At 28.5% G+C, this 24681-nt stretch carries 25 protein-coding genes, 1 tRNA gene and 1 pseudogene; 23 read left to right on the top strand and 4 right to left on the bottom strand.

The genetic code is table 11. The features are described from left to right. Positions 1-153 precede the first annotated feature (153 nt). Both ACSYT2_RS12850 and ACSYT2_RS12845 read left to right on the top strand, forming a co-directional pair. A complete protein-coding gene (locus ACSYT2_RS12850) occupies positions 154-1032 on the top strand; it encodes a metal ABC transporter substrate-binding protein (RefSeq protein ID WP_438384908.1) in 879 nt (292 codons plus the stop codon). A 66-nt stretch (positions 1033-1098) separates the two neighbouring features. After that, positions 1099-1173: transfer RNA gene (locus tag ACSYT2_RS12845), tRNA-Trp, on the top strand. 64 nt (positions 1174-1237) lie between these two features. Here ACSYT2_RS12845 and ACSYT2_RS12840 read toward each other — a convergent pair. Beyond that, positions 1238-1549 (bottom strand): annotated as a pseudogene (locus tag ACSYT2_RS12840) (tyrosine-type recombinase/integrase); the annotation flags it as partial. Positions 1550-1967: 418 nt separating this feature from the next. Here ACSYT2_RS12840 and ACSYT2_RS12835 point away from each other — a divergent pair. The 5 genes from ACSYT2_RS12835 (at position 1968) to ACSYT2_RS12815 (ending at position 8447) form a co-directional block, all read left to right on the top strand. After that, positions 1968-2249: a hypothetical protein gene (locus ACSYT2_RS12835; protein ID WP_438384907.1), complete on the top strand. Its 282-nt coding sequence runs from the start codon at positions 1968-1970 to the stop codon at positions 2247-2249. A gap of 541 nt (positions 2250-2790) precedes the next feature. Beyond that, complete coding sequence (locus ACSYT2_RS12830) at positions 2791-2955, top strand: aspartyl-phosphate phosphatase Spo0E family protein (RefSeq protein ID WP_430855621.1); 165 nt, start codon at positions 2791-2793, stop codon at positions 2953-2955. 306 nt (positions 2956-3261) lie between these two features. Next, positions 3262-3951 carry an HAD family hydrolase gene (locus ACSYT2_RS12825; RefSeq protein ID WP_438384906.1) on the top strand — a complete coding sequence of 230 codons (690 nt, stop codon included), beginning with the start codon at positions 3262-3264 and terminating at the stop codon, positions 3949-3951. Between the two features lie 207 nt (positions 3952-4158). Further along, positions 4159-6438, top strand: coding sequence for an SH3 domain-containing protein (locus ACSYT2_RS12820; protein ID WP_438384905.1), 2280 nt, complete (start codon positions 4159-4161; stop codon positions 6436-6438). A gap of 242 nt (positions 6439-6680) precedes the next feature. Then, positions 6681-8447: an aminopeptidase P family protein gene (locus tag ACSYT2_RS12815; RefSeq protein WP_438384904.1), complete on the top strand. Its 1767-nt coding sequence runs from the start codon at positions 6681-6683 to the stop codon at positions 8445-8447. 267 nt (positions 8448-8714) lie between these two features. Here ACSYT2_RS12815 and ACSYT2_RS12810 read toward each other — a convergent pair whose 3' ends face one another. After that, positions 8715-9548 carry a S66 family peptidase gene (locus ACSYT2_RS12810; protein ID WP_430855617.1) on the bottom strand — a complete coding sequence of 278 codons (834 nt, stop codon included), beginning with the start codon at positions 9546-9548 and terminating at the stop codon, positions 8715-8717. A gap of 162 nt (positions 9549-9710) precedes the next feature. On the opposite strand from ACSYT2_RS12810, the gene ACSYT2_RS12805 reads away from it, so the two are divergent. The 4 genes from ACSYT2_RS12805 to ACSYT2_RS12790 all read left to right on the top strand — a co-directional run bounded on the left by ACSYT2_RS12805 (position 9711) and on the right by ACSYT2_RS12790 (position 13577). Further along, positions 9711-11042, top strand: a complete 1332-nt coding sequence (locus tag ACSYT2_RS12805) for an MATE family efflux transporter (RefSeq protein ID WP_430855616.1) — start codon at positions 9711-9713, stop codon at positions 11040-11042. 112 nt (positions 11043-11154) lie between these two features. Further along, the gene (locus tag ACSYT2_RS12800) at positions 11155-11814 is read left to right on the top strand and encodes a TVP38/TMEM64 family protein (RefSeq protein WP_430855614.1); all 660 of its coding nucleotides are present in this window, start codon (positions 11155-11157) and stop codon (positions 11812-11814) included. A 332-nt stretch (positions 11815-12146) separates the two neighbouring features. Next, positions 12147-13307, top strand: coding sequence for an alanine racemase (gene alr, locus ACSYT2_RS12795; RefSeq protein ID WP_430855613.1), 1161 nt, complete (start codon positions 12147-12149; stop codon positions 13305-13307). A 66-nt stretch (positions 13308-13373) separates the two neighbouring features. Continuing rightward, complete coding sequence (locus ACSYT2_RS12790; RefSeq protein WP_430855612.1) at positions 13374-13577, top strand: heavy-metal-associated domain-containing protein; 204 nt, start codon at positions 13374-13376, stop codon at positions 13575-13577. A 50-nt stretch (positions 13578-13627) separates the two neighbouring features. Here the strand turns inward: ACSYT2_RS12790 and ACSYT2_RS12785 are convergent, their stop codons facing one another. Beyond that, positions 13628-13834: a cold-shock protein gene (locus ACSYT2_RS12785; protein ID WP_430855611.1), complete on the bottom strand. Its 207-nt coding sequence runs from the start codon at positions 13832-13834 to the stop codon at positions 13628-13630. A 182-nt stretch (positions 13835-14016) separates the two neighbouring features. Here ACSYT2_RS12785 and ACSYT2_RS12780 point away from each other — a divergent pair, with 182 nt between their 5' ends. The 4 genes from ACSYT2_RS12780 (at position 14017) to ACSYT2_RS12765 (ending at position 17023) form a co-directional block, all read left to right on the top strand. After that, positions 14017-14808 (top strand): lipid II flippase Amj family protein, encoded by a 792-nt coding sequence (locus ACSYT2_RS12780; protein ID WP_430855610.1) that lies wholly within the window; start codon positions 14017-14019, stop codon positions 14806-14808. A gap of 538 nt (positions 14809-15346) precedes the next feature. Next, positions 15347-15862 carry a deaminase gene (locus tag ACSYT2_RS12775; protein ID WP_430855609.1) on the top strand — a complete coding sequence of 172 codons (516 nt, stop codon included), beginning with the start codon at positions 15347-15349 and terminating at the stop codon, positions 15860-15862. Between the two features lie 28 nt (positions 15863-15890). After that, positions 15891-16466, top strand: a complete 576-nt coding sequence (locus ACSYT2_RS12770; RefSeq protein ID WP_430855608.1) for a nucleotidyltransferase family protein — start codon at positions 15891-15893, stop codon at positions 16464-16466. A gap of 74 nt (positions 16467-16540) precedes the next feature. After that, positions 16541-17023: a hypothetical protein gene (locus ACSYT2_RS12765; protein ID WP_430855607.1), complete on the top strand. Its 483-nt coding sequence runs from the start codon at positions 16541-16543 to the stop codon at positions 17021-17023. Positions 17024-17047: 24 nt separating this feature from the next. On the opposite strand, the gene ACSYT2_RS12760 is transcribed toward ACSYT2_RS12765, so the two are convergent. Further along, positions 17048-17515 carry a GGDEF domain-containing protein gene (locus tag ACSYT2_RS12760; protein WP_430855606.1) on the bottom strand — a complete coding sequence of 156 codons (468 nt, stop codon included), beginning with the start codon at positions 17513-17515 and terminating at the stop codon, positions 17048-17050. A 920-nt stretch (positions 17516-18435) separates the two neighbouring features. On the opposite strand from ACSYT2_RS12760, the gene ACSYT2_RS12755 reads away from it, so the two are divergent. From ACSYT2_RS12755 to ACSYT2_RS12720, 8 genes are all read left to right on the top strand, one after another. Beyond that, positions 18436-20172, top strand: coding sequence for an ABC transporter ATP-binding protein (locus ACSYT2_RS12755; RefSeq protein ID WP_430855605.1), 1737 nt, complete (start codon positions 18436-18438; stop codon positions 20170-20172). Then, positions 20169-21917: an ABC transporter ATP-binding protein gene (locus tag ACSYT2_RS12750; RefSeq protein ID WP_430855604.1), complete on the top strand. Its 1749-nt coding sequence runs from the start codon at positions 20169-20171 to the stop codon at positions 21915-21917. Before ACSYT2_RS12755 ends, ACSYT2_RS12750 begins: the two co-directional genes overlap by 4 nt. A gap of 500 nt (positions 21918-22417) precedes the next feature. Next, positions 22418-22630 (top strand): hypothetical protein, encoded by a 213-nt coding sequence (locus ACSYT2_RS12745; RefSeq protein ID WP_430855603.1) that lies wholly within the window; start codon positions 22418-22420, stop codon positions 22628-22630. A 68-nt stretch (positions 22631-22698) separates the two neighbouring features. Further along, complete coding sequence (locus ACSYT2_RS12740; protein ID WP_430855602.1) at positions 22699-22929, top strand: TIGR04540 family protein; 231 nt, start codon at positions 22699-22701, stop codon at positions 22927-22929. A 173-nt stretch (positions 22930-23102) separates the two neighbouring features. Continuing rightward, the gene (locus ACSYT2_RS12735) at positions 23103-23285 is read left to right on the top strand and encodes a ferredoxin (RefSeq protein WP_430855601.1); all 183 of its coding nucleotides are present in this window, start codon (positions 23103-23105) and stop codon (positions 23283-23285) included. 65 nt (positions 23286-23350) lie between these two features. Continuing rightward, positions 23351-23527, top strand: coding sequence for a (2Fe-2S)-binding protein (locus tag ACSYT2_RS12730; protein WP_430855600.1), 177 nt, complete (start codon positions 23351-23353; stop codon positions 23525-23527). Between the two features lie 171 nt (positions 23528-23698). Continuing rightward, a complete protein-coding gene (locus tag ACSYT2_RS12725) occupies positions 23699-23839 on the top strand; it encodes a hypothetical protein (protein ID WP_430855599.1) in 141 nt (46 codons plus the stop codon). A gap of 343 nt (positions 23840-24182) precedes the next feature. Then, positions 24183-24605: a zinc ribbon domain-containing protein gene (locus tag ACSYT2_RS12720; RefSeq protein ID WP_430855598.1), complete on the top strand. Its 423-nt coding sequence runs from the start codon at positions 24183-24185 to the stop codon at positions 24603-24605. Positions 24606-24681 lie beyond the last annotated feature (76 nt).

Below are 24681 nucleotides of genomic sequence, written 5' to 3'. Positions count from 1 at the left end.
TATGGTAGTTGAAATTCCTTTAATTAACGTGTAAAATTCATTAATAAGTGGGTAAAATAAATATTGTAATAATTTTGTTATACATTAATTAAGAATTAGTTGATATAATTATAATAAGTTAATAACTGGTATTTGAATCCAGGAGGTGATTACTTGAAAAAAGTAACATTTGTTATGCTTGGGATTACGTTGTTCTTATTTTTAGGCTTAGGAATATTTACAAATCCGATAGTAGCAAATACGGTTGATAGAAGTGAAAGTGATAGAGATATATATTTAAATATAATGACTTGTAATAAAATTCAATATGAAATGGTAAAGGCTATAGCTGGAGACAAGCATAATGTTGAATTTATGTTTATGGATGAGAAAAGCTCTAATGAGTTTAAATATACAGATGAAATTATAAGTAATATTTCTAATATGGATTTATTTCTTTATAGCGGTAATCAATTTGAACCTTGGATTAATGAGGTTATTGATAAGCTTAAGAAAGGTAAATTAGGTATAATCAACCTTTCAAGAGGAATTAGAACAATTAGTATGGAAACAGAAAATAGTAATGTAGAGAATCCTTACTATTGGACAGGCCTTGATGAATATAAGATTGCATTGTATAACGTGAAGTCAGCTATTCAAGATAGGGATCCCATTAATAGAGGATTGTATGAAGATAATTATAATAAAGCAGTTAAGCAAATAGATGATTCAATTAAAGAATTAGAAAAGAGACATGGAACAATAAGTGACTATACATTTATAGCTTTAGATGATAATATGGATTATTTCTATAGGGCTATAGGAATTTCGCCTATTAAGTTAACTAAGGACAAGCCTTTAACTGAAATAGTTAAAATTAATAAATTAGATCCTAATAAAGTTATTATACTTAAGGATAAAGAGACAGAATTTACTATAGAAGGATATAGAATCATTAATTTAGAAAGATATAATGAAGATATTAGTGCTGGAGAACTTTTGATTAGAAATTATACTTCTATATATGAAGGAATTCCAGTGGAAGAAAAATAATAATACCTTTATAGAACAAATAGTTGATTTTTGAATAATATTATTATATAATCAATCTTGTCCTAAAGGGGTATGGCTCAACGGTAGAGTAGTGGTCTCCAAAACCATTGGTTGTGGGTTCAAATCCTACTGCCCCTGCCACAAAGCTCGTAAGCGAAATGCTTACGGGTTTTTTTATTTCACACGACTAAACCCATTGAAAACACTAACTTTGCGGTGATTGATAAAATTGCAAATTTTCGTTTTGCCCCTTTTTTGCCCCCTTTTGCCCCTCAAAAGTATTAACAGCAGATCTTAGTATTTCTTCTTGAACATGTGTATAAATATTTAAAGTTATGGATATATTACTATGTCCTAATATTAGTTGAATAGTTTTATCTGTAACATTGTTTTTAAATAGTCTATTAGCATAAGCATGACGTATTGAATGAAAGGTAATATCTGAGTCACTAACCTTTATAGCAACATCTTTAAATTCCTTTCTTACATTGCTTTCATCTAGATAGTACCCCTTAGAATTACAAAAACTAAGTTTAGATCAATATTATATAAATCTCCTAACTTTTTTTGAAGTTCAATTTTAATCAAAGAACTAAAGTATGGAGATAGGAAGAACAAATTATAAGTATCTTTAACAATAAATATGGACCAAGCAACTGCTATAGAAAAATAGAGGAGTTAATAGAGAATAAGGGGAAAAAGTAGTAATACAGATAGCACCTAAATTATTTCGACTAGGCTTATATAGAGCAAGGATAAATATTTTCAACAAGGAGTTTTGGAAGTATATAATGGAGGAAGTAAAAATAAATAATTATGTAATTAAAGTAAATGAATAAAATATTTAAAAATGATAAAGGGTTTATTAGTGAATAAAAAGATTAAAAGGTATTTATAGTTTTATGTAGAATTATGAATATAAGGTGGTGGTAGTAATGCCTAGAATAGAGTTTGTTGAAAAAACAATTTATAAAAAAGAAGGAATAGACGTTAAGTTCTTCAAAGATGGGAAAGATGTAAGAGGAGATGCAAGTGTACCTAATAATTATGTAAGTGGGAGAATGACCAAGAACTCTGCAAATGTTTCATTTATAAAGGATAAATTAAAGAAACAATATCCAGGATATGATTTTGAAGTATATGATGGTGAAGGGAAAAAACAAAGAGGAAATGTACTGTTAGAAAATGTAAGAGATACATATGTTGATGAGGAATAAAATAAAAAGAACTCTATAAATAGGGTTCTTTTTTAATGCCTATAGGAGTCTGTAGAAATAATAAAAAATATAAAAGAAAAGGAAGGTGAGAGCTACTTTATCTTACAATATATATTATTTAAGTACTATACTGAGTTTAAATATAGAAAAATAAAATGGGAAAAATTAGAAAATAAAAAAGTTATCCACAATATATTGTGCATAATGTGTATAACTAATACGAGATATAGAAAGAAGGTGTATTGATGGACAAGCTAATAGATAAACAAAGAATATTTGCTAATGAATACTTAGTAGACATTAATGCTACTAGAGTATATAGAAAGGAATATATAGATATGAAGAATTATTAGGGAATATAGCAGAGTATGAAAATGTAGGAAACTAATAAAGATAATTCTCGTAAATTCTCAACAACCAAATTGAAAAATCACCTAGCATAATAATGTTAGGTGATTTATCTATAAAAGGTATTAAATATATTATATAAAATTACCTTTATTGCAAGTAATTAGTATTATTTAGCAATGGAGGTGATAATATGAAAGATATTGAAAGAATGGAAAGAAAAATAGAAGAGCTACGAGAAGAACTACAAAGAATAATTAATAAAACTACAAGTTTAGTAGACGATGAAGTAGTTGTAGCGAGTCAAAATCTTGATGATGCTTTAAATGAGTATAATGACTTAATTAAGCATCAATAAGAAAAAAGGTGGGGGAGAAAAATCTCCCTCCATCTATAAATTAAAATTAATTTATTAATTGCTAATAGAAGCCAGTAGAAACAATAAAAATATAAAAGAAAAGGAAGGTGAGAGCCCCATATCACAATATAAGGAAGTGCTTATGTTTTTTTGTTTAAAATAGTTTAAAGTTTATGATTATACAGAAGGAACGGAAGAAATAAATAAGGTATTGGTAGTTATCAGTGATGTTATACATAAAGGGTGTTATAAATTATTTATATAGGCAAATAATTACAATGATATATTTAAAAAGGAGATTTTAATGTGAGAAATAATATAGAGGTTGTATTTTTCGACTTGTTTTTTACTCTTGTAATACCTGAGTATAGTGATTTTAAAAATGAAAATGATGTTTTGGGAATATCAAAAGATGAATGGGAAAGATATTCAGAGGATACTGAACTATATCTAAAAAGAGCTACAAATAAGAAGATAAGTCCTAAAAAAATTATTGACGATATTATTAATAAAATGGACATAGACATTCATGATAACGTAAAAGCTGAAATTTTAGAAATAAGAAAAGAGAGATTTAAGAGATCATTAATTGAAGTAGATTCAGAAATTATAAATGTACTTTTAAAGATAAAGGAGAATGGGAAGAAAATATGTTTAATTAGTAATGCAGATATAATTGATGTTATGTATTGGAATAAATCTCCTTTAAATATTTTATTTGATAAGACTATATTCTCATATGAAGTTGGATATTTAAAGCCTAAATCAGAAATATATAGAATTGCATTAGAAAAAATGAATGTTAATCCGCAAAACTGTATTTTTGTTGGTGATGGTGGTTCAGATGAATTGAAAGGTGCAAAGGAATTAGGGATGAGAACTTTAATGACTGGGTATTTATTAAAAAGGGAGAAAAATCAACATGATAACATCATAAAATTTGCTGATTATTATATAGAGGATTTTAAAGAACTTATAAAGATAATTGAAGATTAAATTCCAATCTTAATATAGTATGGATTTATAAAAATGAAAGTGTTACTAAGTGGTATATTATTACAAATAAGTTTAAATTACAACATATTGCTACAATATAACTTGCTCCATCTCTTATAGTTTCATATAATATTGACCATAGGTAATTTTATGACCAGAATAGAAAAGTAAGACAAAATATTATGTAAAAAGGATATGGAGCTAAGGATGAATAAAAAGAAGATTGCACAAATGTTATTAACTACTACAGCTTTTTCAGGTGGCATGTCTTTAGCAGGCAATTCTGTTGAAGCTACTGAACTGAGTTATGATGTAAGAAATAATAAAGAAAGTATCATGACAATAAGTGATTCTTATGCAGGAAAAGTTGTTAATGTTGATGGAAATTTAACGGTAAGAGAAGAAGCAAGGGAAGATTCCAAGGTTATTGGATATTTAAATCCTGAAGAAATATGTGAAATAAAAGCTGAAACGGATGAGTGGTATAGAATATATTTTAATGGGAATGAAGGGTATGTACCCAAAAGCAATGTAGAAGTGCTGAATATAGGTAGATCAGTTAGGGCAGCAAAAAGAGGACAAGTTATTGGAACTGGTAATGGATTAATTGTAAGACAGTCACCAAGTACGAGTTCTGCAAAAATTACATCTTTAAGGGATGGAGATATATTTGAGATAATATCCCAAAGTGGAGAATGGTATAATATAAGAACTGGATCAACGATAGGTTTCGTTTATGGAAAGTACGTTAAGGTATTAGAAGAAGTATCACCACCTACTACTTCAATTTCAAAGGGAAAAGTTAATGCTATATCAGGGAATTTGAGGGTTAGAAGTGCACCAAATACTAATTCATTAACATTAGGATATTTATTAGCTGGACAAGAAGTACAGATAATAGGTGAAGATGGAGATTGGTATAAGATAAACTATAATGGGAAGACAGGCTATTCCCATAAGCAATACATAACTAAGATATCAGATAGTAACTCTGGCTCCAACAACAACAATAATAATAATAATAATAATAATAATACATCCGAAGAGTCTAGAGGTGTTGTTATAGATGCCCCATCAGGTTTGAGAGTTAGATCAGATGCTAGTACAAGTTCAAAGATTTTAGGAGCAATAAGTAATGGATCAACGATTAAGATAACAGGTACTAAAGGAGATTGGTATAAAATCAGTTACAATTCAAGTACTGGATATGTACATAAAGATTATGTAATGATTACAAATACTCAAAAGCCGCCTGAAAACAATAAGCCTGAGGTTCCTAAAAATAAAAAGGGACAAGTATATAATATAACTAGTAATTTAAGAGTTAGATCAGAAGCTAATGTAAATTCAAGTGTTTTAGGATATTTATTAAATGAAGAAAAGGTTGATATAACTGGAGAATCAGGAGACTGGTACAAAATTGATTATAAAGGCAAGGTAGGATACGCAAGTAAGAGCTATATTAAATTAATCGAAGAAACAGAAAGGCCAGTAGAACCTGAGAAGCCTGTTACACCACCAGACACAAGTACACCAGAACAAGGTGGTACAAATGAGAATTATACAAAAGTAATTTCAGTAGGCTCAGTATCAGCATCAAGTTTAAATGTAAGAAGTGGAGCTGGTGAGAATTTTGGTATAGTAGGTAAGTTAAATATCAATACTATCGTAGAAGTAGTTGATAAGTCCTCCAATGGTTGGTATAAAATAAAGCATGGAAATACATATGGATATGTAAGTTCAAAGTATATTAGAATTAGTACAAATTCAAGTAATTATTCTATGACATTAGATAAATATGTTGATTTACAATATCCAAGTTTAAATCTAATACATAAAAATGGTAAGTGGGTAAATGCAAGTAAGAGTGAAATTAAGTATAATTTAGATCCAAGTAACTTTATAAATAATTCAGGTAAATACATGTTTATGAAGCTTAATCATGTAGATGGAATTCCAATGTCCGTAATTAATGAAGTTATATCCGGTAGAGGAATATTATCTGGTAAAGGACAAGCCTTTATAGATGGTGCTAAAAAGTATAATGTTAATGTTATGTACTTATTGTCTCATGCAAGGTTAGAGACTGGTAATGGTACATCAACTTTATCGAAAGGTGTATTAGTAAAAGAGGTGGATGGAAAACCTGTTACACCAAGAATTGTATATAATATGTATGGCGTAGGAGCTATAGATAGTGATCCATTAAGAGGTGGTTCAGAATATGCCTATAAGCAAGGTTGGTTTACACCTGAAAAGGCCATTACAGAAGGGGCTAGCTGGATAAGTAAGAACTATATAAATAATTCTAGCTATGGGCAAAATACACTATATAAAATGAGATGGAATTTAAGTTCGTCTGGACCAGGTTGGCATCAATATGCATCAGATATAGCTTGGGCAGAAAAACAAGCAACAATAATGGCACCTTATTTAGATAAATGTGGGGTAGCTTTTGACTTTGATATACCTACATTTGGAAAGTAATACAAACAAATAGATTATAACTTGTATCCCATAAGTAAATTCTAAAAGAATTTACTTATGGGATATATTTATATATATATAGGAAAGTATATGAAATTTTCTTAACTATTAACTATAAAAAATCTATTTATAGAAATTTGATTTGTAATAGAATATACAAAAATGATATATTAAATTAAATAAAGTTATTATTTAGTTTAATAGTAAAATTTTAATAAATTAACATCGGGGAGGAATTTTTTATGAGTAATTTAGAAGTTATTAGAGAATCTATGAAAAAAAATAAGGTTGATTATTATATTATTCCAAGTACAGATGCTCATCAAAGTGAGTATGTACCAGATTATTATAAGGGAAGAGCATATGTCTCAGGATTTACAGGTTCAGCTGGAACTCTTTTAATTGGAATGACAGAAGCGTATTTATGGACAGATGGAAGGTATTTTATTCAAGCTGAAAATGAGTTAGGGGGCACCGGAATTGAACTTATGAAGATGATGACTCCAGGATACCCAACTATAGAAGAGTGGATAAAAAATAATATAAAAAAAGGTGAGGTTTTAGGTTTTGATGGAACTGTTATAGCCACAAATCAATATAAAAATTATAGTGATTTAGCTATAGAAAATAAATTTTATATAAAGATGGATAAAGATCTTTTAGAAGAAGTATGGGAAGATAGACCGGAGCTTTCTAAAGATGAGATATTTATTTTAGACACTAAATATGCAGGTAAATCAGCTAAGGAAAAGATTAAAGAAGTTAGAGATGAAATGAAAAAATTAGGTGGAGACAACTATATAATAACTTCTCTAGATGATATTGCTTGGTTATATAATATAAGAGGCAATGATATAACATATAACCCAGTAGGATTAGCCTACGCCCTAGTTAAGGAAGATGAAGCTATATTATATATTGAGGATATTAAAATAAATAGTGATGTCAGGCAGTCTTTAAATTATGAAGGAATAATAATAAGAAACTATTTAGATATATATAAGGATGTTAAGAAGCTTAAAGGGACAGCTATAATAGATCCAGCAAAGGTTAATGGAAAGCTATATACATTAATCCCAAGTAAAGTAGAGATTATAGAAGTTTTAAATATAACAACATCATTAAAAGCTATTAAGAATGAGATAGAGATAGCAAATACAGAAGTATCTCAAATAAGGGATGGTGTTGCTATGGTTAAGTTTATTAAATGGCTTAAAGAAAACATAGGAAAAATTGAAGTAGATGAAATTTCAGCAGCTGATAAATTAGAGAAATTAAGATCTCAAGGTGAAAATTATAAGGGATTAAGTTTCAATACAATAGCTGGATACAAAGAACATGCAGCTATGATGCATTATTCTGCCACTGAAGAAAGTAAGTATACTCTTAAGACAGAAGGTATGTTTTTAGTAGATTCAGGAGCTCAATATTTAGATGGAACAACTGATATTACAAGAACTTTCATAATGGGAACTTTAACAGAGGAAGAAAAGAGAGACTTTACCTTAGTACTTAAGGGGCATATTGGACTTGCCTCAGCTATATTCTTAAAGGGAGCTACAGGAGCTAATCTTGATACATTAGCTAGAGGTCCTCTATGGAAGTATGGATTAGATTATAAGTGTGGAACAGGTCATGGAGTTGGATTCTTTTTAAATGTTCATGAGGGACCACAAGGACTTAGACAATCTGGGAATAATACTGTATTAGAACCAGGAATGATAATAACTAATGAGCCGGGAGTTTATAAGAAGAATAAGCATGGTATTAGGATAGAAAATACATTACTTGTTACAAAAGCTTTTGAAGATGAGGAAATGGGTGAGTTCTATAAATTTAGAACTGTATCTTACTGTCCAATAGATTTAAATGGTGTAAATGCAGAAATACTTACAAAAGATGAAAAGGAATGGATAAATTCTTATCACAAAATGGTTTATGATAAATTAAATATATATCTAAATGATGAAGAAAGAGAATTCTTAAGAGAAGAAACTAGAGCTATATAAACAATAAGAATAAGAGGTATATTAGTAACAGTTACTTATATACCTCTTACCTTTGCGTGTAATAAATTTTAGGGGGATGTGGATCTCCAATAGGTAGGAGTTTTCCACTTAATTAAAATATATGTTTATAGAGAGAGAATATTAGTGAATTCTAAGATGTAATGTTATGTTTACAAAAAAAATAACATTACATCTTAGGGATTTACAAAAATAACTTTAGTTATAAAAAATATATAATTTAAATATGTAGATAGAAATTCTAATTTCCTAGAAAGACATATACTTACCAATAGATATACATTTAGAATTATTAGAATGTCCTATTTCATTAGTTTTAATTATAGGTAAATTTGGATTATCAACTATTTTAACAATTAATTCCTCAACTGATGGGGATAAATTATTATTCTCCATTTCAGTAAAAGTGCCTAGTATAATTCCATTTATTTTATCAAAAGCGCCCATTAACTTATATTGGGTAAGATAGGTAGTTATTTTTGGTACATCTCCACCTAAACTTTCTATAAGTAGTATCTTATCTTTAAAATCTGGCATAAATTTTGTACCTGCAAGCTTTAAGGCACAACGTAGATTACCACCAACTACTATACCCTCCATAGAATTTCCTTGTACCCAATTATAGTCAAAGTTAAATAAATTATTATTCTTACCAGACATATAATCTTTAAACATATCCAAGGCATCAGGATTAGAAACAATATTTCTAATTTGATATAGATAAGATTCAATAGAACTTTGAGAATAAATACTATTTAGAATTACAGATAAATCACTATATCCAAAGAAAGGCTTTGGATTATTTTTCAATACATCAAAATTTATATATTCCAGCACCTCATTGGCTAGGTCTCCACCAGAAACATCAAAAATCCCATCAATAGTAGGATCTTTATAGAATTTGATAAGCTCATTAGCGCGATCTTTACCTGATCCACTAGCAACACCTGTTAAGGCAAAAAGAGAAGTAGATCTTGTAACTTCTATGCCTAAAGAAATAAGTATTTCTTCTAATTTATTTATAACAGTGATTTGATTTTCTTTTAATCCATTTGAACAACTAATAATACCGATTTTTTTCATAATAAACTCCTTTGTTTTTATATAATTATACCATTTTTCACTATTTGCTTATGATATGATTACTAGAAAAAAGTTGATTTTAGTAATTATTATAATAGGAAAATATAGAAAGTATTGTATAATAGGCTTTATAAGATGAATATAAAGTGGAGGGGAGTATATATGATTGATATGACAGAGGGGAAACCTAGTACATTAATACTGAAGTTTGCATTTCCTATGATAATAGGAAATATATTTCAACAGCTTTACAACCTTGTTGATACCATAGTAGTTGGTAAGTTTGTTGGAACAAATGCATTAGCTGCGGTAGGGTCATCCTTTGCTATAATGGTTTTTGTGACTTCAATAATTATAGGGCTATGTATGGGAAGTGGTGTAATACTTTCTCAATATTATGGGTCAAAGGAAATGGAGAAGTTTAAGAAAGTAACAGTTAATTCTTTTATATTCATATCTGCAGTTACAATCATTTTAATGGTTATTTCATTAGTATTTATTGACTCAATATTATCTATATTTAATATGCCTATAGAGCTAATACCAGATGCAAAAACATACCTAATAATTATTATAATAGGTTTAGTATTTACCTTTTTATATAATGGGACAACATCATTACTTAGAGCAGTAGGAGACTCAAAAAGACCATTATATTTTTTGATTGTAGCAGCTATAATCAACGTAGTATTAGATTTGGTGTTTGTTTTAGTATTTGATTTAGGTGTTATGGGTGTAGCATTAGCAACAATAATTGCACAGGGAGTATCTGCTTTGCTAGGAGTATTTTATACCTATAAAAACTTGAAATTATTAAATATAGAAAGAAAAGATATAAGAATAGATAGGGAAGTCTTTAAAGTTACAGCTAAATATTCAGTATTAACAGCTGTGCAACAATCAATAATGAATTTAGGAATATTATTTGTACAAGGTTTAGTAAATACTTTTGGAGCAACTGTTATGGCAGCTTTTGCAGCAGGAGTTAAGATAGATTCATTAGCATATATGCCAGTACAAGATTATGGAAATGCTTTTTCAACTTATGTAGCTCAAAATACTGGAGCGAAGAGGTTTGACAGGGTAAGAGAAGGGATAAAATTCTCTGTAAAAGCAATAATTATTTTTTGTGGAATAATTTCAGTATCAATAATAGTATTTTCTAAAAAGTTAATGCTATTATTTGTAGACAAAAATGAAGTTGAAGTAATAAAGTTAGGTGTTGAGTACATATCTGTAGTAGGGGTATTTTATGTGTTAATAGGTTTTCTATTTATGTTTTATGGAATTTATAGGGCTATAGGATACTTAAATATGTCAATAGGACTCACAGTAATTTCATTAGGAACTAGGGTGATACTAGCATATATGCTAGCATCAACTTCATTAGGAGCAAGTGGGATTTGGTGGGCTATTCCTATAGGTTGGGCATTAGCTGATATTGTTGGATACCTGGTTTATAAAAAGAAAGTATCTAATGGGATTACTTGTTAATAAGCTTAATAATATCTTAATATTAGGAGAGACTAGTTTTGAGAATAGTCAAGTATGATATAATTACAAATAGTTTGGATGATAAAATAAGGGATAAAATAAGGGGAAGAGAATGGGGAAAAATAAAAGAGAGAATAAGATTAAGTTCTTTTTATTTATAACTATAGTTGCAGTATCTTTATTTATACTATTTAAAAATAGAGAGTATATAATGAGTTTAGATATTGATAAGGTGGCAGAGTTTATAGGTGAAAGAGGTATATTAGCTATATTTATATATATGTTTATATATTTTTTAAAGCCATTTTTTGTAGTTATACCAAGTAATATAATTGCAATAATTGGTGGAACTCTATTCGGGCCTGTTAAGGGATTTATCTTAACAATGATAGGATTTTGGATATCTGCAACCATTGCATTTTATTTATCAAGATTTTTAGGTAGAGACTTTGTAGAGGGGATAGTTGGGAAAAGATTAGTTAATTTAGATAACAATATTGAAAAGAATGGTTTTAAGATTTTGTTTATGCTAAGATTACCACCAATTCTTCCTTATGATCCATTAAGCTATGCTTGTGGATTTACAAAAATAAACTATAGGGATTTTATTGCAGCCTCCTTATTAGGGGTTGTACCAGAGACTATTTGCTATTCAATTTTAGGGAGAAATTTCGATAATTTACTTTCATATAAATGTATAGTACCTATTATGATTTTAATACTAGGAGTTGTATTCTCAAAGCGTATAATGAACTACAAGAAAGCAAATTAAGATTGGAAAAAGCTTATGTTTTATAAGCTTTTTTTACTATGTAGGAAATTATAATCATTATTGGAATGTGGATAACTTTTGTCACTATATTATAAAAGTTATTCTAGCAGAATAAAAATGACTATGGCCTTTAAGATTTTTTAGATAAGATTTGAAAAGGCAGATGGGCGATCCTATTGGGGATTTTTTTGTATAGGAAATCTAATGAGGGAATATAAAATCTTTAAAAACCACTATTAATTAGATTTATAAGAAGAGTGGTTCTTTTCTTTTTATATGTGATTTTGTTAAAATATAATTATACTAATGGAGAATAAGGCAGAGGTGTAGACATGGAAAGAATTATGAGACCTGTATGGGCTGAAATAGATTTAGATTCAATAGCAGAAAATATGAGAAATATAAAAACTTTAGTAAAAGATAAAGAAGTAATAGCAGTAGTAAAGGCAGATGCCTATGGTCATGGGGCTATTGATGTAGTACCAACACTTTTAGAAAATGGAGCATCTAAGCTCGCAGTTGCAGTTATAACAGAGGCCTTAGAGCTTAGAAGTAATGATATTACTGCTCCTATTATGATATTAGGATATACTCCTTTAGAGTTTGCTGAAGAATTAATAAGTAATAATATAGAACAAACAGTTTATGACTTAGAATATGCAAAAAAATTATCTGAGGTTGCTTTAAGTCTTGGTAAAAAATCAAAAATTCATATTGCATTAGATACAGGAATGGGAAGAATAGGATTTATTCCAAATGATAAAAATTTTGAGGATATTCTTGAGATAAATACTTTAGAAGGAATTGAAATAGAAGGTTTATTTACACATTTTTCTACATCTGATGAAGAGAATAAGGAATATACTCATGAACAATTTTCAAAAATCCAAAAGTTTAGTGATATGCTTATTAAGAATGGGATAAATATACCTTTAAAACATGCATCGAATAGTGGTGCAATTATTGATTTGCCAGAGACCTATCTTGATGCAGTAAGAGCTGGAATAATACTTTATGGATATTACCCATCAGATGAAGTTAAAAAAGATAGATTAGATATAAAGCCAGCTTTAACATTAAAGACAAAGGTATGTCATGTTAAAGAATTAGAGAAAGATATGTATATTAGTTATGGAAGAACTTTCAAAACTAATAAGAAGAGTATAATAGCAACTATTCCAATAGGATATGCAGATGGTTATTCTAGGCTTTTAAGTGGAAAAGCAAAGGTTATAATAAATGGGGAATTTGCACCTGTAGTAGGGAGAATATGCATGGATCAATGTATGGTTGATGTTAGTCATATTAAAAATGTAAAGGTTGGAGACGAAGTAATACTACTTGGTAAAAAAGGAAATCTAAAATTTGATGCAGATGATATAGCAGAAATTATGGGGACAATTAATTATGAAGTTATTTGTATGTTAAAGCAGAGAGTTCCAAGAGTTTATACTAAAAATGAGAAAATAGTAAGTACTAGAAACTATATTTAAACAAATATAACACTGAAAAATTGAACATACTATTATTGTTATTTCATCATGAAGGGAGAATGAACAATGAATAGAGTTCACTATACAGTAAATGGATTAGTAAATACAACTAGTAAGACACAAGTTAAGAATGCTTTAGATAAAATTGAAGGTGTTCAAGATGTGTGTGTAGATATTGGAAGAGGAACAGTAGAAGTTATGTTTAGTGAGGCATCTAATGAGGAAGCCATAAGAAGTTGTATTGAGAATACCGGCCATAAAATAGAATAATTAGATATAGGAAATAGAAACTGTACAAAGTAATTTTGTACAGTTTTTTATTATTTTTGAACATTAATAGCCATAGGACCCTTTTCACTATTTTCTATACTAAAAGTTACACTTTGTCCTTCGTGTAAATCCTTATCAGGACCTTTATCTTTAATTTGTGAATGATGTACAAAGATATCATTACCTTCATCACAAGATATGAATCCATACCCTTTCTCTTGACTAAACCATTTTACTATTCCTGTTGTACTAGACATTATTAATCTCTCCTTATATTATAAATTATCAATAGATAGTATTTGATAAAAAGCTTATTTTTACACTTATTATGACAAAAATATTATTTTTTAATTACAAAGCTGATAGGATTATACTAAAAAAATAGGACTATGCTATAATAATATATACCAATTTACAACATTTAGGAGGAGGTTAATTATTGGATACTCAAATAATAGTAGTTTTAGTGTTGAATTTTATCATTGCCCTTATTGGGACATTAGCATATTCAGCTAGGTTTGTTGGTGTTACCACCGGAAAAATAGCAGTTTCTTTTGCTGTATTTAATATATTAGCTTTAGCGTCAAGAACAGCAGTAACTTTTCAAGTGCCAATATTAACGAAGTATGTTGAAAATAATCCATCTGCAGGAGATTTATTAAATATATTTAATTTAATTATTATAATTTCAGGAGTGGCAACAATCTTTGGAGCATTTTTACTTCCTACATGTCAGAGAATTTTTAGTAAGGCAGTTAAACAGTTTTCAGTGGATAGATCAATACCTAAACTTATACTGCATAGCTTTACAAGAGGCGGAGTCAGATATATAAAAGATTGTGTAGCAATACCTGCGAAGGAGAATCTAACTAAGATAGATTTAAAAAAGCTACCGTGGAAGATATTAATATATAATGTAATTACAGTAGCATTAATAACAGTAGGATCCTTAGCACCAATTTTTGCTGGGACTATAGAGCCTACTTTAAGCGCTACTTGTATCACTCTATCTTCAGTTATAAACGGTACTGCAACTATACTTATGTCTATATTTATTGATCCTCAGTTATCAATTATGACTGATGATGTAATAGAAGGAAAGTGTAGTGAAGAGGAATTTAGAACATGTATAGTTGGTATGGTTGGAAGTAAGGTAATAGGAACCTTCATAGCATTACCATTACTTGTTCCAGCATCATACTTAATAGCATTTGTGGCAAGAGCTATATAGTAAGAGGAGTATATTGAATGACTATTCAATTGCTCTTTTTTTATGTAAAATAATTAATTTTTAAATTTTTACAACCTTTATAGTAGGTTGATTATCTAATAGAGGTAAAAGAGAAAAGGAGAGAAAAGATTGGAGTTACTAATAGGTAGAGCAAACTAGGTGATAGTGAAGCTTTTATAGAGGCTGTTAATCAGTGCACTATAGAATTATATAAGATTGGTAAATCAATTTTCTTAAAAGAAGAAGTAGTAATGTGGTTTTTAATGGGATATCCTCTTTTGATAATCTTGATAAGTTCGCCTTGTAAATTGAAAATCCTGATGGAGTTATTGTAGATAAGATTGAATTTACAAAATAATATAAAATTACCTCTACATAAAGATGTAGGGGTAATTTATTTTGGATAAAAATGTAAGACGATTTGAAGAAATATGGTATACTTATTGTATACTAGCAAAAACTACTGCATAGGATAAGGTAAGAGAACTAGAAATTGATAAATTTAAATATTTAAACTTCAAGATAAGGAGAAATAATGATGGAAGAAACAAGAGAAAATAAAATAACTGAATGGGATAAGACTTTTATTGAGACAGTAGAACTATATGAGAAACATTCAAAATGTGCAGCTAAGAGTGTAGTGTGTATTTTAGTAAAAGATAATAATATTCTTTCAATTGGAATTAATGGAACCCTTGGAGGGAAGGTTAATTGCAATCAAATTTTTAAAAAGGTACAAGGTGTATGGAAAAAGAGAAGTAAAGTAGATACTGAATGGATTGATGCAGAACCAAATGAACATTATCATTGGTCAAGAATTAATGAGGTACATGCTGAGATGAATGCTGTGAAGAAAGCAACTCAGAATAATGGATTTAAATTAGATGGGGCTACAGCATATGTTAGTTTTTCACCATGCTTTAATTGTGCAAAAATGCTAGCTTTATTTGGAATCAAAAGAATAATATATAAGAGTGCCTATGATGATATAGATGATGTATCAGAATTTTTAAAATCAAATAATATTGACATAGAAGAATGTAGATTAGGGTAGAAATAATTAATGTATAAAGGGTGTTTATATGAGTGATATTGAGTTATTGAGGGAAATAATTTTAAAAAACAGTATATTGAGTGAGATAGTTAAGGCTGCAAAAAAATTAGAAATAAAAAATTACTATATTGGAACTGAATGTATAGCGCAAACAGTCTGGAATTATCTATCGAATAATGATTTGATGTATGGGATATATGATATCGATTTCTTATATTTTGATGATTCAGATCTAACAGAAAAGTCAGAACAGGTATTATCAGAAAAAATAAATGAAGCTTTTAGTAATATAGGAATTAATTTTAATATTAAAAATGAAGCTAGGGCTCATTTATGTAATGAAAAGAACTTTGAATACAATATAAAGGCATACAAATCCTTAGAAGAAGCTATCGAATCACTACCAACTACAGCAACGGCTATTGGGATAAGAGGTGAGGAGGGACAAGTTAAGGTGTATGCACCATTTGGGTTAGAGGATTTATTTAATAAAATAGTAAGGGTAAATAAAAAACAAGTTAATAAAGATATATATTATATTAAGGTTAATAAGTGGGTTCAAACTTGGACTGACCTTGTAATTGTTCCTTGGGATGCATTATAAGAAAGTGAATTAAAATCATTTTGATGAACATTAGTGAATAGTATATTATGAAATCACTTATATGAGGAATATAAATGAATTTTAATGGTTTCAATAATTTTGATGATTTTATGAACTTTTGTGGATATAAAGAGAATAATCAAGGAAATCAATTTAATGATGGAGAAGGGTGTAGGGATATGCCTGGAGGATTCCAAGATTTAAATCCTCAATTATTTATTCTAATTGGGGAATTGATGGGAAATATAATGGCAGGTAGCTTACCCTTTAATGTGCAAAATGCAGTGGGTAACTGGTTACAATTGGTAGGGCAAGCAATTGAAACATTCAATGCTCAACAGCAATATCAACAGAATGGACCAGGAAGATATTACAATCCTAAAAATAAAAATGTTACAAATCCATTTTGTCCAAATGATGGAACTAACAATACAAGCACAAATCAAGGATCTTCAGGAAACGAAGAGATTGAAGAACTAAAATCCTGTATATGTAATTTATTAAATGAAGTTCAGAAATTGAGAAAAGAGGTAGAGGATATTAAGAAAGATAAATAAGGCTAGATAGTACTTAAATTTGTATTATCTAGCTTTTTTAGATTTTTTATTGTTGTACATTAAATTATCAATATGGGATAAATATTCCTCAATATTATTAAAGTTACTATTAAATATATCATATCCGTAACTAAATTGTAGAGTGTAAGGTTTACGACTATCTTGGTTATATCTATCGAAGGTCATATGTAATTTATGTATGAGCCTTTCAAGTCTATCAGCTTTATTAGAATAAACTAATATAACAAATTCATCTCCACCCATTCGGAAGACTTGTCCTGTATTTTTGAAAGTTAATTTAAATAGGCTAACAACATTTTTAAGGGCTATATCACCTTCAGCATGTCCATATGTATCGTTTATAGTTTTAAAATAATCTAAATCAATAAATATCATAGAAAATCTTTTATTACGAGAAGAAATTAGTTCTGAAATTTTAATTTCTAAACCTAGTCTATTTTGTGAGTTGGTTAATTGATCATAAATTAGCACTCTTTCTTGGAGGTAGATATAAAAAATTACAAAGGATGCTCCAAGGGAGCTCCATATTATAAAAACATTATTAAAAAATAATTGTAGGATAGCAGCTATAGAGGGAATACGCGCAAAATTTGAAAGTGAGTTATATTCTCGTCTATCTAATATATTTTTATTAAGAGCTAAAAGTATGAGACTGAATATTAGATAGGAGAAGAAAATTAAAAAAGGAATAAAGTGAATAGGTCCCGGGATAGAGTTGTTTAAGTCATCAATACTAAATACAAGATTAAATTGGAAACTTAATATACATATTATAATATTAATTATTATTGGAATTATTAGCAGTGAGGTGTTAAATTTTAATTTAATCCAACCTTTAAGATAATTAATCCATAGAAATGATATTAAAGGTGATAATGAAAAAGAAATAATATTTATAATTTTATGTATAGGAATTAAACCTATACTATTATAGGTTTGAATAATAATTGATATTATTTCAAGAAGTAGAAGGGAAATAGTTAATACAATCATTGAAATAAATATTGGATTAATTTTATCATTATTATTAAAATCCATTCTCTTTTTGGATAGAAATAATATAATTGTCAGTAGAATCAAGGTAATAATATTTATATCTATAAGGGGTAATATATCCACGAAATACCTCCATAAAAATAAACTATAACTTTAGCTATTATATTATAATTTTACAATAATGGAGGAAGTTTTAGAAGGTTAAATTAATAATAATTAAAAAATAGAAAACAGAATGTTTGTAAAAAATGAGTTAATAGAATAAGTTTGGCAAAAGCTAACAGATTTTTGTTATATAATAGAGTATATAAAGTGATTCTTAGCTCCATCTTATATAAGATGTGAGTGTTAGGGAAGTAGAAATTGGATAAATTAAAAAACGGAGGAATAGGTTCTTGTACAAATTAAAAGACTTTTTAAAACCATATAAGAAGGAATGCATTGTAGGTCCATTATTTAAACTTTTTGAAGCAATATTGGAATTAATATTACCTACTATAATGGCATTAATTATTAATAATGGAGTGGCAACTAAGGATACTGAATATGTATTTAAAATGGGTGGAGTTATGCTTATCATGACTATTCTTGGATATGGTAGTGCTATGATATGTCAATATTACGCAGCACGTGCATCTCAAGGCTTTGGCACTAATCTACGTAATGCTTTATTTAGGCATATATCATCTTTATCTTATGCTGAGATAGATAGCTTTGGAACTTCATCATTAGTAAATAGATTGACAAATGATGTGAATCAACTACAAGTAGCTGTGGCAATGTTAATACGTCTTGTTGTTAGAGCACCGTTTATATGTATAGGTGCAATTATAATGGCAATGATATTAGACTTTAAATTATCTTTAATATTAATTGCTACAACTCCATTTTTTGCAGTTATATTATATTTATTTATAGGAAAAACATCTCCAATGTATAAGAAATATCAGCAAAAGCTAGATAAAATAGCATCTTTACTACGTGAAAATTTAGGCGGGGTAAGGGTAATAAGAGCTTTTGCAAATATATCTAAGGAGAAAGATAAATTTAGAGAAGCTAATGAAGATCTAACAGAAACTGCTATAGATATAGGAAAAATATCTTCGTTACTAAATCCACTAACACTATTTGTTATGAACGTAGCAATTATAGTACTTTTGTGGACAGGCGCTCTTCAAATAGAAAGTGGACGACTATCAGCAGGTACAATAATTGCATTTATAAATTATATGACCCAGGTATTATATGCCTTAACAACTGTATCAGGACTTATTGTTATATTTACAAAGGCATCAGCTTCAGGTACTAGAATTAAGGAAATATTTGAAACAACCTCATCTATTAATGACATTAATAAGGATATAAATAATAATGCTAAGGAATCTATCTCAGCTATTAAATTTGAAAATGTATCCTTTAGTTATAGCAAAACAGGAGACATGGCTTTACAAAATATTTCTTTGGAAATAGGAAAAGGTGAAACTATTGGAATTATAGGTGGGACTGGATCTGGTAAGTCTACTTTTATAAATCTAATACCAAGATTTTATGATGTTACGGAAGGAAGAATATTAGTAGAGGGCATTGATGTAAGAAATTATCCTTTAAAAAAGCTGAGAAGGAAAATAAGTGTGGTTCCACAAAAAACAGAACTTTTTACTGGAACAATTGCAGACAACTTAAGGTGGGGTAATGAGAATGCTTCTATTGAAGAAGTTATAGAAGCTGCTAAAATAGCTCAAGCACATGAATTTATATCAAAGTTACCAAAAGGTTATGACAGGGAGGTAGCTCGTGGAGGAGCTAATTTCTCAGGGGGACAAAAACAACGTTTGACAATAGCTAGAGCATTAGTTAAAAAGCCAGAAATATTAATTTTGGATGATTCATCGAGTGCCTTAGATTTTGCAACTGATGCTGCTCTTAGGAAGGCAATAAAAAAGGTAAGTAAAGAACTAACCACAATTATAGTTTCTCAAAGAGCCAGTACAATAAAAACTTCAGATAAAATTTTAGTTTTTGATGATGGTGTATTAGTTGGCACTGGAACTCATGATGAACTTATGAATAGTTGTGATGTATATAAAGAAATATGTCTATCCCAGCTTTCAAATGAGGAGGCTAAAAAATGATTGAAAATAATACCTTAATAAGATTATTTAAATATATAGGAAAAAATAAAAAGCTTTTAATATTTGCTATTGTCTGTGCAATTATAAGTGTAATATCAAGTTTAATTGGACCTATATTAATAGGGAAATCCATTGATAAGATGATTGGAGAAGGGCAAGTAGACATTAATAACGTAGTTAATATTTTAGTAATATTAGCTATAGTTTACGGAGTAGGATGCTTATTCACATGGCTATTAACATATTTAACAAATGGGATATCCTATAAGACTGTTAATTTACTTAGAAAAGATCTTTTTGATAAGATTAATAATTTATCATTAAAGTTCTATGATAACAATCCTCATGGAGATACCATAAGTAGATTTATAAATGATATAGATGCTATTGGAGATGGTATGCTGCAAGGTATTGCAACATTACTTACAGGAATTATAACTATAATTGGATCTATCGGATTTATGTTATCAATCAATCCTTTAATGACGTTAGTAGTATTGTTGTCAGCACCATTTACATTCTTTGTAGCTCGTTTTGTAACTACACGTTCACAAAAGTACTTTAAGGATCAGGCAAAGGAATTAGGAGATTTAAATGGATACGTAGAAGAAATAATTACTGGACAGAAAACAGTTAAAGCTTTTAATTATGAAGAGAAATCTTTTAAGAGTTTTAAGGGGATAAATGAAAGATTATATAAAGCAGGAGTTAAATCTCAATTTTTTGGATCTCTTGCTAATCCATCAACTAGATTAGTAAATAATATTGCATATTCTATTATAGGAATTGCAGGAAGCATAATTGCAATTATGGGTAAGATTACTGTTGGTGATATATCAAGTTTTCTAATTTATTCAAACCTATTTTCGAAACCTTTCAATGAAATAACAGGGGTATTTACACAAATACAAACAGCAATAGCATCAGCTACTCGTATATTCAAGATATTGGATATGGAAGAAGAGGTTCAAGATAGGGATAATGTAATTGAATTTAAAGATTGTAAAGGAAATATTGAATTCAAGGATGTAGAATTTTCATATACTTCAAAGAATAAGCTTATAACAAATCTTAATATGAGTATAAAACAGGGAAGCAGAGTTGCAATAGTAGGTAAAACAGGAGCCGGTAAAACAACACTTGTAAATTTACTTATGAGATTCTATGAGGTAGATAATGGGTCAATTTTAATTGATGGAGTAGATATTAATAATCTATCTAGAGATAGATTAAGAAAGAGTTTTGGAATGGTACTTCAAGAAACCTTCTTATTCTCAGATACAATAGCAAATAATATATCCTATGGAAAACCTAACGCTACAAAAGAAGAGATAATTAAAGCAGCAAAGGCAGTAGGAGCTCATGGTTTTATAAGAAGATTACCTAAAGGATATGATACTGTAATTAGTGGAACAGGAGATAATTTATCTCAAGGTCAGAAGCAACTTCTAACTATAGCTCGTGTAATGCTTGTAGATCCTCCAATGCTAATTTTAGATGAGGCAACAAGCAATATAGATACAAGAACAGAAATTCATATACAAAAAGCATTCCAAAAAATGATGGAAGGTAGAACCAGTTTTATAATAGCTCATAGACTTTCTACAATTAAGGAAGCAGATATGATATTAGTTATGGAGAATGGAAATATAGTAGAACAAGGAAATCATGAAGAGCTACTGAAGATTAAAGGGTTCTATTCAAAATTATATAATAGCCAATTTCCAGCTAAGAATGTAATGTAGTAAAAGATAGTTATATTAGTAAATAAGGCATAGTTAATGTCTGTTGGCTAATATAGCTATTTTTATTGTGATATATTAATTTAATTAATATAGAGGACTCTATTTATAATCTTATATTAAAGATAAGAAATAGATATTTTTAATATGAGTTAAAGGATATTAAAGTAGGAGTAATTAGTAGGCATGAGGTAAAAATACTTATAGATCAAAGTTTTACTATAGATTTAAAAAAATAAAAGTCCGAATGTATTTTGTATTACATTCGGATTTTTTACTCTCTAGTAAATGTTAATCCTTATTAAAATGTAGATACATTTTGTAAAAGTTTATGTTATCGAAGTTATTCAAGGATAGTAAAAAAGGAATATATGTGCCTGCAAGATTTTCCTCAGGCAAGCTTCGGAAATGCAGATACTCGAAAAAAATGACTAGGAAATTAATTTTATGGACAAACTTCAAGTATATAAAAAATATATTAAGTTATAAGGGGATGTAACAATATGGATGGAAAATTTGAGGGTTGTAATAAAGTTAATTCTGAATATAAAGAAATAATAAAGAGAAATACTTGTTATTGCTGTGATAAGGACTCTGAGAATCCTATAGAAGTTAATGAAAAAGTTTTATGTAGAGTTTGTGCTACTAAACATTTTAAATTTAGTAGCAGAATAATAGACTCACTAGGAATTACTATTGAGAAAATAGAGGATTAATTATATAATACAAATATCTTTTATATAACGAATGAAAGAATTTGTAACATATTATTAAGGAGTATATTATGAGAGCAGTTTATAAAAATCCAAGAGAATTAGCAACATGTTTAAAGGACTTAGTAGATTTATACTTAGATGACCTTATGAGTTATGAAAAGTTAGAAGAGAGAGTCACTAAGATTGCACAAGCAAACGGTGATGCTGTATATAAAGATGGTTTTATGCCAGTAAAATTAGCTAATGTTTTAGGTGAAGAAAGAATAGCTATAATTGAAAAAATAGTTGTTAATAAATAGGAATTTAAATAATGTAGGTACATTAAGTACCTACATTATTTTTTTATTAATAATATCTATAAGTTAAATAATTGATAGAAATAAATATTGACAAATAATCAATATTAGATGATAATATGAGTATAGTCAATTCAGACTAAAACAGTATGAATTAAAAATTTGGAGGATTTAAAATGAAAGCATTCGTAGATGAAAATACTTGTATATCATGTGGATTATGTGAAGGAACTTGTTCAGAAGTTTTTTCATTAGATACAGGAGTAGCTGTAGCAGGAGATGTAGTGCCAGGAACAGAAGATGCAGTAAGAGAAGCTTGTGATAGCTGTCCAGTAGGTGCAATATCAGTAGAAGAATAATTCAGGGCTAAAATGTGAATATATAAGAAGAAATAAATTATTGTAGTTAAAGAGGAGAAAAAGATATGTCAACAACAGTGTGTCTTTGTAAAGGTATTTCAAAGGATATAATAGTTGAGGCTATTAAGCAAGGTGCTGATAGTTTTGAAGCAGTACAACATGCAACTGGCGCAGGAACGGGCCATTGTCATGCTGGAAGATGTAAGTCAAGAATTCTTGAACTTATAGAAGAAAACAAATAAATAGTAACTTCAATTAAAAATAGACCGATATAATTTTATGAGTTCTAAGGATAGAATCATAAAATATATTAGTCTATTTTTTTATGTTAATTTAGGAAGTGATTACATAGCATTAATACTTATCTATTACAAATAATAATAGCGTAATCTTTTAATAGGAGGGATAATATTATGAGTGAAAAACATAATTGTGGCTGTTCAAGTCATAAAGAAAATGAGGTTAAATCAAAAGCGAGTTCATGTGGAGGTTGTAGTTGTAGCCATGATAATAAGAAAAACAAAAAAACAGCTACAAATAATCAATGGGCTTAACTAAGAAATAATAAATTGGGGATAATATTGAAATCTTCCTAGGAGGTGTAAATATTATGAGTGAAAAGAAAGATAAAAGTTGTTCAAGTCAACAGGAAAAAGAAAAAAAGGCTAATGGACATTCTTCAGGCTGTTCATGCCATCATAAACATAAAAGTTAATAAAATAAAATTATTCAGAAGTTAAATTAAGAAAGAAGAGTTATAAAAATTACTTTTTCAAAAGTAATTTTAATTATAACTCTTCTTTTTTATAGAATTATATTAAAAGAAAATTTACATATTTTTTTAGTCATTTGTTCAATTATATGTTAAAATGAGCCTTATAGATTGGAGGGGAGAATATGAATTTTTTATATGGAGCTTACGGATTTGATATTTTATCAATATTCTTACTTGTACTTAGTTCTTTATTAAACTTTGGACGATATACAAGAGTGTTAGGTTTTTTCTGTATGATTATTGTTCTATATAGAGCCTTTTCTAAAAATATATACAAAAGATCAGCAGAACTATCAAGGTTCACTATGTTTATAAATAAAATTCTTAGTAAATTCGGTAAGAGTTTACCAAATACTTTACCAAGAATGAATTTTGATGGAATAGCTCAACTAGGTAATCAACTTAAATATAAGTTTAATGAAAAAATGAAGTATAAGATTGTAACTTGTCCTAACTGCAAACAAAAATTAAGATTGCCACGAGGACAGAAGGCAATAATAGTAACTTGTAAAAGATGTAGATTAGAATTTAAAATGAGAACGTAGAAAAATACTATAAGATATTTTTGAGTGAAAATTTAAGATTAAAAACAAGGACTCTCATATTTATGATGGGTATTTT

The sequence above is a fragment of the Clostridium zhoujianii genome (assembly GCF_051590805.1).
GTDB lineage: Bacteria > Bacillota > Clostridia > Clostridiales > Clostridiaceae > Clostridium.
This window is presented reverse-complemented; position numbering and strand designations above follow the sequence as displayed.